Source organism: Pyxidicoccus fallax (assembly GCF_012933655.1).
In the GTDB taxonomy this organism is placed as follows: domain Bacteria; phylum Myxococcota; class Myxococcia; order Myxococcales; family Myxococcaceae; genus Myxococcus; species Myxococcus fallax.
Genome location: NZ_JABBJJ010000328.1, coordinates 1 through 13,878, shown reverse-complemented (window position 1 = coordinate 13,878; position 13,878 = coordinate 1). Strand labels below are relative to the sequence as shown.

The following is a 13,878-nucleotide window of genomic DNA, read 5'->3' as shown; positions in this document are numbered from 1 at the left end:
AGACAGCGGCCCCACGAGCCCCCTCCGAAAGCAATCCGACGGGAGGGCCACTGTCTGTGTCTCCGCCGCCGCCAACCCCGGGAGTGATTCACCTTCGGTGGTGGAGGAAGACTCATGCGGTTTCGGGACCGAGCGGATGCGGGCCGTCACCTGGCGGCGCGCCTGTTGACCTTCCGGGGTGTGAATGCGCGCGTGCTGGGGCTGGCGCGCGGAGGGCTGCGCGTGGCCTACGAGGTGGCCCGGGCCCTGGAAGCACCCCTGGACATCTGGGGCGCCCGCCGGTTGAGCGTGCCCGGCCGGCTGACCACCCTGGGAGCCGTCTCCGAGGGCGGCGGCCTCTACCTGGACCGCGACACCCTGCGGATGTCCCCCATCCCCGAGGTGGAACTCCTCAGCATGGCGCGCGACGAGGCCTCCGACGTGGAGACCCAGATCCAACGGCTGCGCGGTGGCCCCACGCCGGACCTCGGCGGCTGCGTGCTGCTCGTGGTGGACGACGGCGTCATCTCCGGCGCCACCGCCGTCGCCGCGCTCCAGGCGCTGCGGCGGCAGCGGCCCGGCCGGCTGATTCTGTCCACCCCGGTGGCCACGCCCCGCGGGCTGGAGGTGGTGCGCGCGCACGCGGACGCGGTGCACTGCCTCGACATCATGCCGGGCCTGCGCACCGTGTCCGAGGCCTACGACGACTTCCGCCCCCTGCCCGACGTGGAGGTGTGGCAGCTGCTGGCCCGCGCGCGCCAGCCGGGGCTGCCGCGCGAGGTGCTCGAGTCCACGGACACGGGGGGCTTCTGGATGTGAGACGACGAGGAGGTACGGCCACATGAGGAAAGGCAGGCACACGGACCCGGACGTGCGTGAGGTGAAGGTGACGGCGGGAGGCGTGGAACTGGGCGGCAGCCTGGGAGTCCCCCCGGGCGCGCACGGGCTGGTCATCTTCGCGCATGGCAGCGGCAGCAGTCGCTTCAGTCCCCGCAACCGCGCCGTCGCCCGCGCGCTGCGCGAGGCGGGACTGGGCACGCTCCTCTTCGACCTCCTCAGCGAGGAGGAGGAGGCCCAGGACGCCGTCACCGGCGACTTGCGCTTCGACATCGCCTTCCTCGCACGCCGGCTGGCGGCGGTGACGGAGTGGGCGCACGCGCAGCCGGAGCTGGCCTCGCTGCGCTTCGGCTACTTCGGCTCCAGCACGGGCGCGGCGGCGGCGCTGGTGGCCGCGGCGCTGCACCCGGACCTCATCCATGCGGTGGTGTCTCGCGGCGGCAGGCCGGACCTCGCGGGCCCGGTGCTGTCGCGCGTGCAGGCCCCCACGCGGCTGCTCGTCGGCGGCCATGACTTCGGCGTGCTGGAGCTGAACGAGGACGCGCTCGCGCGGCTGGAGGGGCTCAAGGACATCAAAATCATCCCCGGCGCCACGCACCTCTTCGAGGAGCCCGGCGCGCTGGAGGAGGTGGCGCGGCTGGCGGCGGAGTGGTTCGTGCACTACCTCGGCGCGGCCCGGCCGGAGGCACGCGCATGAGCCTGGGCACCCAGGGCGGCACGGACAGGCAACGCAGCACGCAAGGAGGAGCCATGGACGCAGGACTCGCACCCGGAACGGGCACCCCGTCTCCCCGCTGGGAGCACCTCGACCGAGGCACGGAGCGGGTGGTGCGCGGCAGCGGCCGCACGGTGGAGGAGGCCCTGGAGCAGGCCGCGGTGGCGCTGTGCGCGCTGGTGGCGGACCCGTCCACGGTGGAGGTACGCGAGGAGGTGACGGTGGAGTGCGACGCGCGCGACTTCGACCACCTGCTGGCGAACTGGCTGCGCGCCGTCATCCACAACATGGCCGCCCGGCGCCTGCGCTTCCGCTGCTTCGCGGTGCGCCTGGATGGCTGGCGCCTGTTCGCCAGCGCCTTCGGCGAGCACCTGGACCCGGCGCGGCATCAGGGCGCCGTGGACCCGCGCGGCTTCTCGCTCGCCGGGCCCTCGGTGCGGCGGGACGCGGACGGACGCTGGACGGCGGAGTGCGAGGTGGACGTCTGACTCCACCCGGGGAGGCGCCATGGGGACGCGGGCGGTGGAGCTGCGGGGGCCGAACGGCGTGCCGGTGACGGCGAAGCTGGAGCTGCCCCCGGGCCGGCCCGCGGCCAGCGCGGTGCTGGTGTCGTGCTTCGCCTGTCTCGGCGAGTCCCACGGCACGGCGCGGCTGTGCCACGCGCTGGTGTCCCGGGGCTTCGCGGTGCTGCGGCTGGACTTCACCGCGTCTCCCACCCACGACGGCACGCCGCGGCGGCCGGACACGGTGCCCTCGGTGGACGCGGTGGTGGAGGCGGCGGCGTGGCTGCGCGGGCATTACCCGCCTGCCCGGCTGCTGGTGGGACACAGCCTGGGAGGCACGGCCGCGGCGGCGGCGCTGCCCCGGTTGCCCGAGGTGGCGGCGCTGGCGGTGGTGAACGCGCCGTCCGGGCCGGAGCCGGTGCTGGAGCGGCTGCCCTCCCACGAGCGCGAGCTGCGCGAGGGTGACATCTCCCTGGGCCCGGGCCGCCTGCGCCTCACCCGGGGCTTCGTCCGCGACATCGACCCCGCGCGCGTGGCCGCGGCGCTGGGGGGCTTCCCGGGCGCGGTGCTGGCGCTGCACGCGCCGGAGGACCGGTACGTCAGCCTGGAGCACCCGCGGCGGCTGGTGGCGGCGGCGCGGCGGCCGGCCAGCCTGGTGATGCTGGACGGGGCGGACCACTTCCTCTCGCGCGAGGTGGACGCGGGCTTCGCGGCGGACGTGCTGGGCCCGTGGGCCGCGCGGCACGTGACGCCGGTGGCGGAGCGCGAAGCACCGCTGCCCCCGGGCGTGGTGGAGGTCCACGAGGCGGGTGAGGGCCGCTTCGCGCAGGACGTGCGCGTGGGCCGGCACCGCCTGCGCGTGGACGAGCCCCTGGGCCTGGGCGGCGAGGACACCGGCCCCACGCCCTATGGCCTGCTGTCGGCCGCACTGGGCGCGTGCACGGCCATGACGCTGCGCCTGTACGCGGCGCGGAAGGGCTGGCCGCTGGAGCACGTCCACGTGCGGCTGAGCCACGACAAGGTGCACGCCCAGGACTGCGCGAACTGCGAGTCGAAGGTGGGCAGGGTGGACCGGCTCGCGCGCACGCTGAAGCTCACGGGGCCGCTGACGGAGGAGCAGCGCGCGAAGCTGATGGACATCGCGGACCGCTGCCCGGTGCACCGGACGCTGGAGTCCGAAGTGGACGTACGGACGGAGCTGGAGGAATGAGCGCCCCGCGCGGCCCCGGGACTGGTAGGGTCCGCCCCCCACTTCAACTCGGACCTACGAAATGATTTCGCGTGAACAGCGCTTCGTCTGGCTGGACCTCGAGATGACCGGGTTGGACCCGGAGTCGTGCGCCATCATCGAGATTGGCGTCATCATCACCGGGCCCGACCTGAGGCCCCTCGCGGAGATGGACCGCGTCATCTGGCAGCCCGAGGAGGTGCTCCTGCGCATGGAGCCCGTGGTGCGCGAGATGCACACGCGCAATGGGCTGTTGGACAAGGTGCGCGCCTCCAACACGTCCCTGCGCGTCGCCGAGCGCGACGTGACGGCGCTGGTGGCCGAGCACTGCGCGCTGGGCGAGGGCGTGCTCGCCGGCAACTCCATCCACACCGACCGGCGCTTCCTCTTCCGCTACATGCCCATGCTGGAGCGCTACCTGCACTACCGCATGGTGGACGTGACGAGCCTCAAGGTGCTGGCGCGCTCCTGGTACCCGAACCTCGTGGAGCCCCGCAAGCCGCCCAGCGGGCACACCGCGCTGGCGGACGTGCGCGCCAGCATCTCCGAGCTGCAGTACTACCGGGACGTCCTCTTCCGTCCCACGCCCGGCTGAGGCGCCCGGGAGACTCCCCGGGCCCTCCGTGCCTCAGGGCGAGCCGTTCTCGCCCTCCGTCCGGGACGCACCCGAGGCGAGCAGCTCGGCGATGGTGTCGAGCAGCTCGTCCAGCTCGAAGGGCTTGGCGAGGAAGCGCGCGCTGAAGCGGCGCTCCTCGTCGGAGATGCGGCCGGCGCTCATCACCACCACGGGGATGTCGCGCAGCGCGGTGTCGTCTCGCATCCGGCGCAGCATCTCGCGGCCATCCATGACGGGCATCATCAAGTCCAGCAGCACGAGGTCCGGCTTCGAGGCCGCCATGCGCTGCAGGCCCTCCGCCCCGTTGAAGGCGGTGGCGATGTCATAGCCCTCCACGGACAGGATGTCCTGGAGTGCCTCGACGATGGCCAGCTCGTCGTCGACGATGAGAAGGCGCTTCATGAGCCGCCCCTCCTGCGCCGCAAGAGTCCCTTGCGCTTGACGGGCTTCTCCCCCTTCTTCTTCATGTTCGGGGGCAGGGGTCGGGCCTGTCCGGTGAGGATGGCCTCGGCGCTCTCGAAGGTCTCCGCCACGTCGATGCCGTGCGAGGAGATGGAGAACAGGCGCAGGGCCGGGTCATTGTCGCTCTCGCGCATCTTCAGCACGGACAGCATGCGGTAGAGCTGCGAGCGCAGCTCCACGAAGCGCAGGAGGATGATGTTGTCGATGATGGCTTCCACGCCCTCCAGCGGCGCCTGGAGCTCCGGGCCGAAGAGGGTGCTGGTCTGCTGCGTCGCCAGGGTGGTGACGCCCAGGCCGCGCAGCGTGTTGTTGAGGGCCGTGAGGAAGCGCGGGGCGCGGCCCTTGTCCGTGGACTCCTGGATGAAGGGCTCCAGCCCGTCCAGCACCAGGCGCTTGATGCCGTGCTTCTTCACCAGCTCGAACAGCTCCTGCACCAGCGCGTCCGGCAGCGTCTCCACCGCCACGCGCGACTCCAGGTGCACCAGACCCGCCTTCACGTACTTGCGCAGGTCCAGGCCCACCAGCTCCGCCTTGTTGAGCAGGCGCTCCCGCGTCTCCACGAAGCCGAAGTACAGGCCCGGCTCGCCCTTGCGCGCGCCCTCGGCCAGGAAGTGCAGGCACAGCAGCGTCTTGCCGCTGCCGGGCGAGCCGAAGACGAGCGTGGACGAGTAGCGCACGAGGCCGCCGTGGAGCATCTCGTCGAAACGGGGGATGCCGAAGCGCAGCCGGTCATCCAGGTCCGGCACCCGTGACGTCTGCCCCGAGTAGAGGGCCTCGGTGCGCGGGTAGATGGTGAGCCCGGTGGCGCTGATGTCGAAGCTGTGCTTGCCGGCAATCTGCGCGCCGCCGCGGAACTTCCCCACCTCGATGCTGCGCACCACCTTCACCCCGAGCGGGTCCATGCTCAGCGTGACGACGCCGTCCACCATGGCGAACTGCGGGTCCGCCGCGTCGTTGCGCTGGCCGGTGAGCAGCAGCGTGGTGCAGCCCGCCAGCGCGTTGTGGACGCACAGGCCGTGGAGGAACTCGCGGAAGGCCAGCCGTGACTCGGCGCGCTCCTCCACCGCGGACAGCCCGTCCAGCACCAGCGCGCTGGCGCCGTGCTCGCGAACCGCGCGGAAGATGAGCCGGCTCAGCCCCTGGAGGCCGTCCGCCTTGAGGGGGGCGTAGCCGCTCTCGTAGTTCAGCGAGCGGCCCACCTCCTCCTTGTGGAAGAAGTTCATGCCTTGCAGGTGCAACACCATGCGCGCGTGCGACTCGGCCAGCACCGTGAGGTAGATGGCCTTCCCGCCACGGGCGACCATGGAGAAACAGAACTGGTTGCCGAGGATGGTCTTCCCCGTCCCCGGGACGCCGGTGATGATGTAGGTGCCTCCCCGCAGCCAACCACCGCCGAGGAGAGTGTCCAAACCCGGCACGCCGCTGGGAACCCGGGGGTCGTCGGGCTCGCCTTGCAGCTCAGAGGTGTCCGTCACAGATGCTCCTTCCGCCCTCGGCGCGAAGGTAGGCCACGGACGGATGCCGGCCACGGATTTGATGGGGGTGTGTTCGGAATCCGGCGCCGGGTGGGAACACGCTCCCGGCAAACGCGCAGCGCGTCACATTCCGAACCCGATATGGGGCTGGCAGTTAAATCGTTATGATCGCGCTTTACCCATCTCGACCCGGGAGCACGCATGCGGAATTGGATGAAGCAGCTCGGCGCGGTTCTCAGCCTTTTCTTCGCGGTGGGTGCTCCGTCGACGGCGCTCGCATATCCGCCGCAGTGCATGGACGTGTGTTCGTGTGAGGACCTCTGCACCTCGCCCTGCTACGAGGGGACCTACCGCACCACCTGCTCGGAGTACGTCTGCAGGGATCACTGCCGGAGCAGCGATACGCAGGCCTCGCTCACCGAGGAGTCAGGGAAGCAGCGGGAGTCCGTGCAGCAGGCCGACGAGGCCGTCTGCTCCGAGCAGGCCGTGTCCGCGGAGAGCTGAGCTCCCCTGTCAGCACCCTTCAGGGCCCCACGTTCCTCGGGAACCCGGGGCCCTGTTTGTTTGTATCAGCGCGCCTTGTCCCCCGGCCCCACCAGCCTGTCGCGCAGCAGGTGCTTCTGCACCTTGCCGAGCGCGTTGCGAGGCAGCGCATCCACGAAGACGACGCGGCGGGGCTTCTTGAAGCTGGCGAGCCGGTCCTTGCACCAGTCCACCAGGACTTGCGCATCCGGCGCGGGCGCTCCGGCGGGCGGCACCACCACGGCCACCACCTGCTCGCCGAAGTCCGCGTCCGGCAGGCCCAGCACGGCCACCTCCGCGACACCCGGGTGCGTGGCGAGCACCTCCTCCACCTCGCGCGGGTACACGTTGAAGCCGCCGCTGATGATGAGCTCGCGCGCGCGGCCCGTAATCCTCAGGTAGCCATCCGCGTCGTACTCACCCAGGTCGCCCGTGCGGAACCAACCCTCCGGGTCGAAGGACTCGGCGGTGGCGTCCGGCCGGCGCCAGTAGCCCGCGAAGACGTGGGGCCCGCGCACTTCAATCTCTCCCGTCTCGCCCCGGTCCAGCGGCTTGCGCGTGCGCACGTCCACCACGCGCGCCTCCTGGCCGGGATAGGGAAAGCCCACCGTGCCCGGGCGGCGCTCGCCGTCGTACGGGTTGGTGGTGTTCATGATGGTCTCCGTCATCCCGTACCGCTCCAGGATGCGAGCGCCGAACTCCGCCTCGATGTCGCCGAGGAGCTGCGGGCTCAGCGGCGCCGAGCCGGACACCCACAGCCGCAGGCGGCGCGGCTTCACGCCCGTGCGCCGCGTCTCCTCCAGCAGCCGCCCGTACATGGTGGGCACGCCGAAGAACATCGTCAGCGACGCGTCGTCGCGCAGCGCCTCCAGCGCCTCCTGGGCGACGAACTTGCGGCGCAGGTCCACGCTGGCGCCCGTGTACAGCGTGCCGTGCAGGCCCACCATGAGCCCGTGGGTGTGGAAGAGCGGCAGCGCGAGCAGCAGCCGGTCCGCCTCCGTCCACCGCCACGCCTCCGTCACCGCCCGCACGTTGGCCAGCAGGTTGCGGTGCAGCAGCATGGCGCCCTTGGAGCGGCCCGTCGTGCCGGAGGTGTAGCCCAGCACCGCCAGCTCCTCGGGACGTGGAAGCTCCAATGGGGAGGAGTCGGCGGCCCCCCGCGCGAGCAGGTCCTGGAACGGCACCACGGTGAGCGACGCCGGGAGCGCGGCGGTGGGCGGCTCCACGGTGATGAGCCACTGGAGCGAGGGAAGCTGTTCACGAAGCGGCGCCAGCTCCGCCGCCCCCGAGGCGCCGGTGACGCAGGCCCGTACCTCCGAGTCACTGAGGATGTGGGCCAGCTCCACCTGGCGGTAGGCCGTGTTGACGAGCACCACCACGCCGCCGGCCTGCTGCACGCCGAGGTAGGCGATGGCGAACGAGGCGCTGTTCTCCAGGAAGAGGGCGACACGCTCGCCCCGCTGGAGACCGAGCTGCCTCAGGCCTCGGGCGAAGTCCGCGACGCGTCCGGCGAGCGCGCCATAGGTGTACGCCTCGCCCTCGAAAGTGAGCAGGGGCCGCTCCGGCGTGCGGCGGGCGTGGTCCAGGAAGGCTTCGAGCAGGGAAGACGGCATGGCGGGAGCAGCCTACTCCCAGCCGGCCGTCACACGGGGCACCTTCGCCACTCCCTCCGGGTGGAGCGAGGGAGGCTCCTGGCATGCGTGTGCAAAAACCCAGGGTGAAGCACGAGAACGACTACAGCTACACCAACAAGTTCACCAAGAAGCAGCTGCGCTTTTCCCCGCGCGAGGACGAGGTGGTCGCCACCTTCCAGCCCCAGGCCTCCACGGAGTCCGTGCGAGGGCTGATGAAGGACACCGCCATGTCGGTGAGCCAGGGCATGGATGCCGGCCGCGGCTTCGCCGTCCTCAAGGTGCCGAGGACGCGCGACCGGGGCACCGCCGAGCGCTCCCTGGAATCCCGTCCCGAGGTCGCCAACGTGCTGCCCGTCCTCGTCGATGACGAGGGGCTGACGCGCTACTTCCTCCCGGACGAGCTCACCGTGCAGTTCCGCGAGGGCGTGTCGAAGGACCGCATCGAGCAGCTCCTCGACGAGAGGAAGACGCCCATCGTCGCCGAGCAGCGCACGCCCGGGTACTACACGCTGGCCGTGCCGGAGGAGCGGGGCCTGTTCGAGACGCTGCGCGAGCTGTCGGCGCTGGAGGAGGTGGCCTTCGCCGAGCCGAGCGAGGCGGGCTTCAACGACGCGCTCTACCTGCCCGACGACCCGAACTTCCCCGTGCTGTGGGGGCTGCACAACACCGGGCAGGCGGTGAACGGGACGACGGGAAGCGTGGACAGCGACACGGACGCGGTGGAGGCGTGGGACATCACCCGCGGCCATCCGGATGTCGTCATCTCCGTCATCGACACGGGCATGGACCTGGACCACCCGGACCTGGTGGGCAACCTGCTGGCGCGCGGGAGCGAGGACTGGGACTTCGCCGACGCGGCCGACCCCAGCCCCGACGACACGGATGGCCACGGCACGCACGTGTCCGGCACCGCGGCGGCGGTGGACAACGGGACGGGCGTCATCGGCATGGCCCCCGGCTGCCGCCTCATGCCCCTGCGCATCAACCTGACGGCGGGCATGAACCAGAACCGCGCGGACGCCATCAACTACGTCGCCGCGCAGGCGGTGGCGAACCCGTCGCGCCGCTACGTCATCAACTGCAGCTGGAAGATGAGCGGCGACCACGCGGGCGTGCACAACGCCATCATCAACGCGGTGAGTAGGAACGTCGTGGTGGTGTTCGCGGCGGGCAACGCCAACCAGGACATCGAGTCGCCACCGTTCTATCCGGCGTACTACCCCGAGGTCCTCTCGGTGGCGGCCACGAACCAGCAGGACGTGCGGGCCAGCTTCTCCAACTACGGCGCGCGCGTGGACGTGTCGGCGCCGGGCGTGAACATCTACTCGTCCTATCCCGACAACAGCTACGCCTACCTGGACGGCACCTCCATGGCGTCGCCGCACGTGGCCGGCCTGGCGGCGCTCATCCTGTCACGCAACCGGACGCTGACCACCGCGCAGGTGCGGAGCATCATCGAGAGCACCTGCGACAACATCGACGCGAAGAACCCGGGCTTCGTCGGCAAGCTGGGCAAGGGCCGCATCAACGCGTACCGGGCGGTGCACGCCACGCCGCTGCCGCCGGTGGGCTTCACGCTGCTGCGGAGGTTCCCCTTCCCGCAGGCGAACAGCGGCTCCAGCAGCGCGCTGGCGTACGCGCGGAGGATTCTCATCGCGGGGAGCATCGTGCCCCGGTCCGCGCTGCTGTTCCTCACGCAGCAGCCCTTCTCGGAGCGCATCTACTTCCTCAACCCGACGACGGGCGCGGTGATGGGCTCCATCGACCCGGTGGACAACGACACCATTGGCGGCATGGAGTGGGACGGCTCGCGCATCCGGGTGGCCAACGTGACGACGGGGGCGGGCTTCATCAACTCCATCCACCCCGGCACGGGGGCCCAGGTGGGGTCGATACCGGCGCCCGTGGGACGCGGCGAGGGCATGGCCTGGGACGGGACGCACCTCTACTACTCGACCATCAACCGCATCCACATCCTCAATCCCACGACGGGCGCGGTGGTGGGCTCGTTCCCCGCTCCGGGCGGCACGTGCCGCGCGCTGGCGGCGGGCTTGGGCTACCTCTTCTGCGGCAACCCGCTGACGGGCGTCATCTCCGTGGTGGAGCTGTCCACGCGGCTGGTGCGCGACACCTTCGTGGCCCCGGGCGGAGGCGGCGCCGAGCGGGTGGACGGCCTCGCCTTCAACCCCGTGACGCGGGAGCTGTTCATCGCCAACCAGGGCGAGAACACCCTCTACGTGGGGCGCGTGACGCTGTAGGGACGAGCACGGCCATCCAAGCTTTAATTGGATAGCCTGGATATCGGGCTCCTGGCTAGGGTGGGGCATTCCTCCTCTACCGGGAGCCTTCTCATGACCTCGGAGTTGCGTCGCTGGAGCCTGACGGTGGGGCTGCTGCTCACAGCAGTCCTGGTGCCGTCGTTGGCGTTGGCGAACCTGCCGTACCCCACGCGAAGCGCGTATCGCATCAAGGGCATCCAGCCGGACTTCTGGCACAGCTACGACGAGCTCGTGGGGAACAACACGGGCGGCGTGGCCATGAACCTCGTCTGGGCGAACTGGGAGCCGTCGCCGCAGGCGCCGCCGTGCGCGGCGGGACGGGTGGAGTATGGCGGGCGCTGCTTCGTGGTGGACGCGGCGGTGGACGCGGCCATCCGCGAGTGGACGGCGCGCGGCGTGGTGGTGACGGCGGTGGTGTACGGCGTGCCCGCCTGGGCTCGGGCCGGGCGCGTGTGCACTCCGGCGGCGCCGGGCTTCGAAATCTTCTGTGCGCCCAACAACGCGGCGGACTACGGGCGCTTCGCCGGCCTGTTGTCGTGGCTCTACAACGGGCAGAACGGGCGCGGCCGCATCGCGGACTTCGTCATCCACAACGAGGTCAACTCCAACGACTGGTTCGACATCGGCTGCGGACAGGGCGCGGGGGCGTGCAACGTCACGGCGTGGCTGGACACGTACGCGGCCAACTACAACGCGGCCTATGACCAGGTCACCGCGTGGCAGCCCGCGGCGAAGGTGCTCATCTCGCTGACGCACCACTTCGGCACGCAGTACGACCAGCCCTCGGCGAACAGCCCGCTCTTGTCCGGCATCACCGTCATCAACGGCATCGCGGCGCGGGCGGGCGCTCGTGCATGGCGCGTGGCGTACCACCCGTACGCGCCGGACCTGTTCCGGCCCCAGTTCTCCGCCGACGACTACCCGCTCGTGACGTACGGCAACCTGGGCGCGCTGGCCGGCTGGCTGCGCAAGACGTTCCCCAACCGGCCGCACGCGTGGGAAATCCAGCTCACGGAGAGCGGCATCCACTCCGGAAGTCCGCAGTCCTCCGAGGCCGCGCAGCAGACCGCGGTGTGTGACACGTTCCGCAACGTGCTGGGGACACCGGGCATCGAGAGCTACATCTACCACCGGATGCAGGACAACGCGGCGGAGGGCGGGCTGGCGCTCGGGCTGCGGCGCACGGACGGGAGCGCGAAGCCGGCGTGGAGCACGTGGGCACTGGCCAACCGCAATGACCTGAACCCGCCGCGGCTGTCGTGCGGTTTCGAGGACCTGCCGTACACGCGCCTGCGCCGGGCGTACCACTCCACGCGGGGACACTGGGCGTCGTCGCGCCTGCCGCCGCCGGGCTTCCGGGTGGAGTCCTCGTGGCGGCTGCTGCGCGACGCGGCCCCGGGCACGCGGATGCTGTACGAGTGCCGCGTGGGCAACCACAACCTGCTCTCGCCGGATGTGAACTGCGAGGGGCAACTGCCGATGGGGCCGGTGGGCCACATCTACACCTCGCAGGTGGCGGGCACGGTGCCGCTCTATCGGTGCCGCATCGGCCAGGGGCAGGACCACTTCGTCTCCGGCGCCTCCAACTGCGAGGGCCACGTGACGGAGCAGCTCCTCGGCTACGCCGTCCCGTAGCGAGGGGGCCTCGTCGCCACCACATGCGATGGAGCCGCTCCCGGCTTCATCGCTCTCGTGGCGAGCCCGCGCGCCAGTCCTCCTTGGCCGGTTGGAGCGCTGAAGGTCGGCTTGCTTCAGGGCTCGTGGTCAGCCGGCCACCGCCCTGGACGCCTGTGCCTGTGGAATCGGCGTCGCGGCATGGCGCCGGAAGTCGGTGGGGCAGTGGGCGCAGAACACGCTCACCTCGTGGGAGTGGTTGCGCACCAGCTCCCGCAGACGGGCCTGGTTCGACAGGCGCGCCACGTTGTCCACCGAGCGCAGCCGCTGGAACAGCGCGACCCCGAGCGGGCTGCGAGGTGCCACGGGGTTGACCTCGTGATGGCTGAAGTACGCGTCGCCCGCGTGGAGCAGCCAGCGCCCCTCGCTCCGCACCGCGACGCCGCAGTGCCCTTCCGAGTGACCCACGAGCGGCACGAGCAGCACCTCGTCACCGAGGCCGGGAATCGGACGTACCGCCTCGAAGCCGAACCAGCGCTCTCCGTCCAGCGCGTGAGGCTGCCACCGGGGCCCGTGCGCCCACTGCCGGGGCCGGTAGCCGATTCTCCCGCTGCGTCCCGTGGGGTGCATCGCCGCCTCGTATTCGGCGCGGAACACGTGCACCTCGGCGGTGGGGAAGTCCGACAGGCCGCCGGCGTGGTCGAGGTCCAGGTGCGTGGGGAGCACGTGGCGCACGTCCTCGCGCTTGAAGCCGAGCCGCTCCACCTGCGCCACCGCCGTCTCACTCGGGTCGAGCCGGGGCGCGTTGCGCTTGATGAACCTCCGTCCCATCCGGCTCGGGTCCTGGATGTCCCGCAGCCCGAGCCCCGTGTCGACGAGGGCGAGCCCCTGCCGCGTCTCCAGCAGCAGGCAATGGCAGACGAGTTGCGCTCGTGTGAAGAGGCTCCCCTCGCCGAGGATGAAGCGCGCGCTGCCGGGGCACAGGGTTCCACAGTTGAGGTGATGCACTCGCATGGTCAGCTCCCGAGGTGTGGGGTCTCCATGCGCTCTGAAGTAGAGGAGCCCGCCCCGGCCCGATTGGAGAAATCGGCCATCCCGCGCGCGCCTGGGGCTCCACGGGTTGAAGCCGGTATGGGCGCGTCGCATGATTGGGACGTGACTGCTCCGGCCCTCCAGCTCGAACCGAAGCGCGAGCTGTCCCGCTTCGTGGAGTCGTACCGGGTCGTCCCGGACGGGGCCGCCGTGGACGCATACGTCCGGCTGCCGGACGGCCACATGGACCTGGTGGTCCGCTTCACGTCCACCTTCAGCGGGGTCTACGCCGTCGGTACACGTCTGAGCGCGCTGCGAAAGCCCTCCGAGCAGGTGCCGCCGCGGACGCTCATCGTGCGCTTCAAGCCCGGGGGCGCCTACCCGTTCTTCGGTGTGCCGCTGTCCGAGCTCACCAATCGCGTGGTGTCCCTCGACACGCTCTGGGGCCCCGATGGCGGGCGCCTGCGTGAGCGGCTCGCGGAGGCACCCTCGGTCACGGTGAGGAGGCACCTCGTCGAGGAGGCACTCCTGGAGCGGCTCCGCGGCAGCGATGTGTTCGAGCCTCCGAGCGCGTACCTCGTGCGGCGCGCGGTCCGGCTCGTTTCGGAGGCACGCGAGTTGCCGCGCGTGGAGGGGCTCGCGCGCGGGCTGGGCATCAGCACGCGGCAGCTTCGCCGGGCTTTCGAGGACGTGGTCGGCGTCGGCCCCAAGGAGTTCACGCGCCTCGTCCGGTTCCAGCGCGCGGTGCGTGCGTGGCGGCACGCCACCGAGCCGGACTGGGGCGCCATCGCGGCGGCGACGGGCTACTACGACCAGTCCCACCTCATCACCGACTTCAAGGCACTGACGGGCGCCACCCCGCGAGAGTTCCTGGGCCGGCGGTCTCGCAGCGTGCGGCCTCGTGGCGCGGCCTGATTCAGACCCACCAGCCCCCAAGCCCTGTTCGCAACGGGAACTCGATCCGAACGCTGGCCTCCCGCCC

Annotated in this window: 13 protein-coding genes; 9 read left to right on the top strand and 4 right to left on the bottom strand. The window is 71.1% G+C overall.

Translation table 11 applies throughout. From position 1 onward, the window contains the following. Positions 1-114 precede the first annotated feature (114 nt). The 5 genes from HG543_RS55900 to orn all read left to right on the top strand — a co-directional run bounded on the left by HG543_RS55900 (position 115) and on the right by orn (position 3,857). Entirely contained in the window at positions 115-798 is a 684-nt protein-coding gene (locus HG543_RS55900) for a phosphoribosyltransferase (RefSeq protein ID WP_246357703.1), read from the top strand. A gap of 22 nt (positions 799-820) precedes the next feature. After that, positions 821-1,513, top strand: coding sequence for a dienelactone hydrolase family protein (locus HG543_RS55895; RefSeq protein WP_246357702.1), 693 nt, complete (start codon positions 821-823; stop codon positions 1,511-1,513). 53 nt (positions 1,514-1,566) lie between these two features. Then, the gene (locus tag HG543_RS42670; RefSeq protein ID WP_246357701.1) at positions 1,567-2,019 is read left to right on the top strand and encodes an archease; all 453 of its coding nucleotides are present in this window, start codon (positions 1,567-1,569) and stop codon (positions 2,017-2,019) included. 19 nt (positions 2,020-2,038) lie between these two features. After that, a complete protein-coding gene (locus HG543_RS42665; protein ID WP_169350691.1) occupies positions 2,039-3,244 on the top strand; it encodes a bifunctional alpha/beta hydrolase/OsmC family protein in 1,206 nt (401 codons plus the stop codon). Positions 3,245-3,305: 61 nt separating this feature from the next. Beyond that, positions 3,306-3,857 (top strand): oligoribonuclease, encoded by a 552-nt coding sequence (gene orn, locus HG543_RS42660; protein ID WP_169350690.1) that lies wholly within the window; start codon positions 3,306-3,308, stop codon positions 3,855-3,857. 33 nt (positions 3,858-3,890) lie between these two features. Here orn and HG543_RS42655 read toward each other — a convergent pair whose 3' ends face one another. Continuing rightward, the gene (locus HG543_RS42655) at positions 3,891-4,280 is read right to left on the bottom strand and encodes a response regulator (protein WP_169350689.1); all 390 of its coding nucleotides are present in this window, start codon (positions 4,278-4,280) and stop codon (positions 3,891-3,893) included. Further along, positions 4,277-5,815: an ATPase domain-containing protein gene (locus HG543_RS42650; protein WP_169350688.1), complete on the bottom strand. Its 1,539-nt coding sequence runs from the start codon at positions 5,813-5,815 to the stop codon at positions 4,277-4,279. The genes HG543_RS42655 and HG543_RS42650 overlap by 4 nt, the downstream gene beginning before the upstream one ends. Positions 5,816-6,016: 201 nt before the next feature. On the opposite strand from HG543_RS42650, the gene HG543_RS42645 reads away from it, so the two are divergent. Beyond that, positions 6,017-6,319, top strand: coding sequence for a hypothetical protein (locus HG543_RS42645; protein WP_169350687.1), 303 nt, complete (start codon positions 6,017-6,019; stop codon positions 6,317-6,319). A gap of 65 nt (positions 6,320-6,384) precedes the next feature. Here the strand turns inward: HG543_RS42645 and HG543_RS42640 are convergent, their stop codons facing one another. Continuing rightward, entirely contained in the window at positions 6,385-7,950 is a 1,566-nt protein-coding gene (locus tag HG543_RS42640; protein ID WP_169350686.1) for an AMP-binding protein, read from the bottom strand. Between the two features lie 83 nt (positions 7,951-8,033). On the opposite strand from HG543_RS42640, the gene HG543_RS42635 reads away from it, so the two are divergent. Both HG543_RS42635 and HG543_RS42630 read left to right on the top strand, forming a co-directional pair. Further along, complete coding sequence (locus HG543_RS42635) at positions 8,034-10,229, top strand: S8 family serine peptidase (protein WP_169350685.1); 2,196 nt, start codon at positions 8,034-8,036, stop codon at positions 10,227-10,229. 93 nt (positions 10,230-10,322) lie between these two features. Then, positions 10,323-11,885, top strand: coding sequence for a DUF5722 domain-containing protein (locus tag HG543_RS42630; RefSeq protein WP_169350684.1), 1,563 nt, complete (start codon positions 10,323-10,325; stop codon positions 11,883-11,885). 129 nt (positions 11,886-12,014) lie between these two features. Here HG543_RS42630 and HG543_RS42625 read toward each other — a convergent pair whose 3' ends face one another. Beyond that, the gene (locus tag HG543_RS42625; RefSeq protein ID WP_169350683.1) at positions 12,015-12,878 is read right to left on the bottom strand and encodes an MBL fold metallo-hydrolase; all 864 of its coding nucleotides are present in this window, start codon (positions 12,876-12,878) and stop codon (positions 12,015-12,017) included. A 141-nt stretch (positions 12,879-13,019) separates the two neighbouring features. Here HG543_RS42625 and HG543_RS42620 point away from each other — a divergent pair, with 141 nt between their 5' ends. After that, positions 13,020-13,811 carry a helix-turn-helix domain-containing protein gene (locus HG543_RS42620; RefSeq protein ID WP_343073580.1) on the top strand — a complete coding sequence of 264 codons (792 nt, stop codon included), beginning with the start codon at positions 13,020-13,022 and terminating at the stop codon, positions 13,809-13,811. The last annotated feature ends 67 nt before the right edge of the window (positions 13,812-13,878 follow it).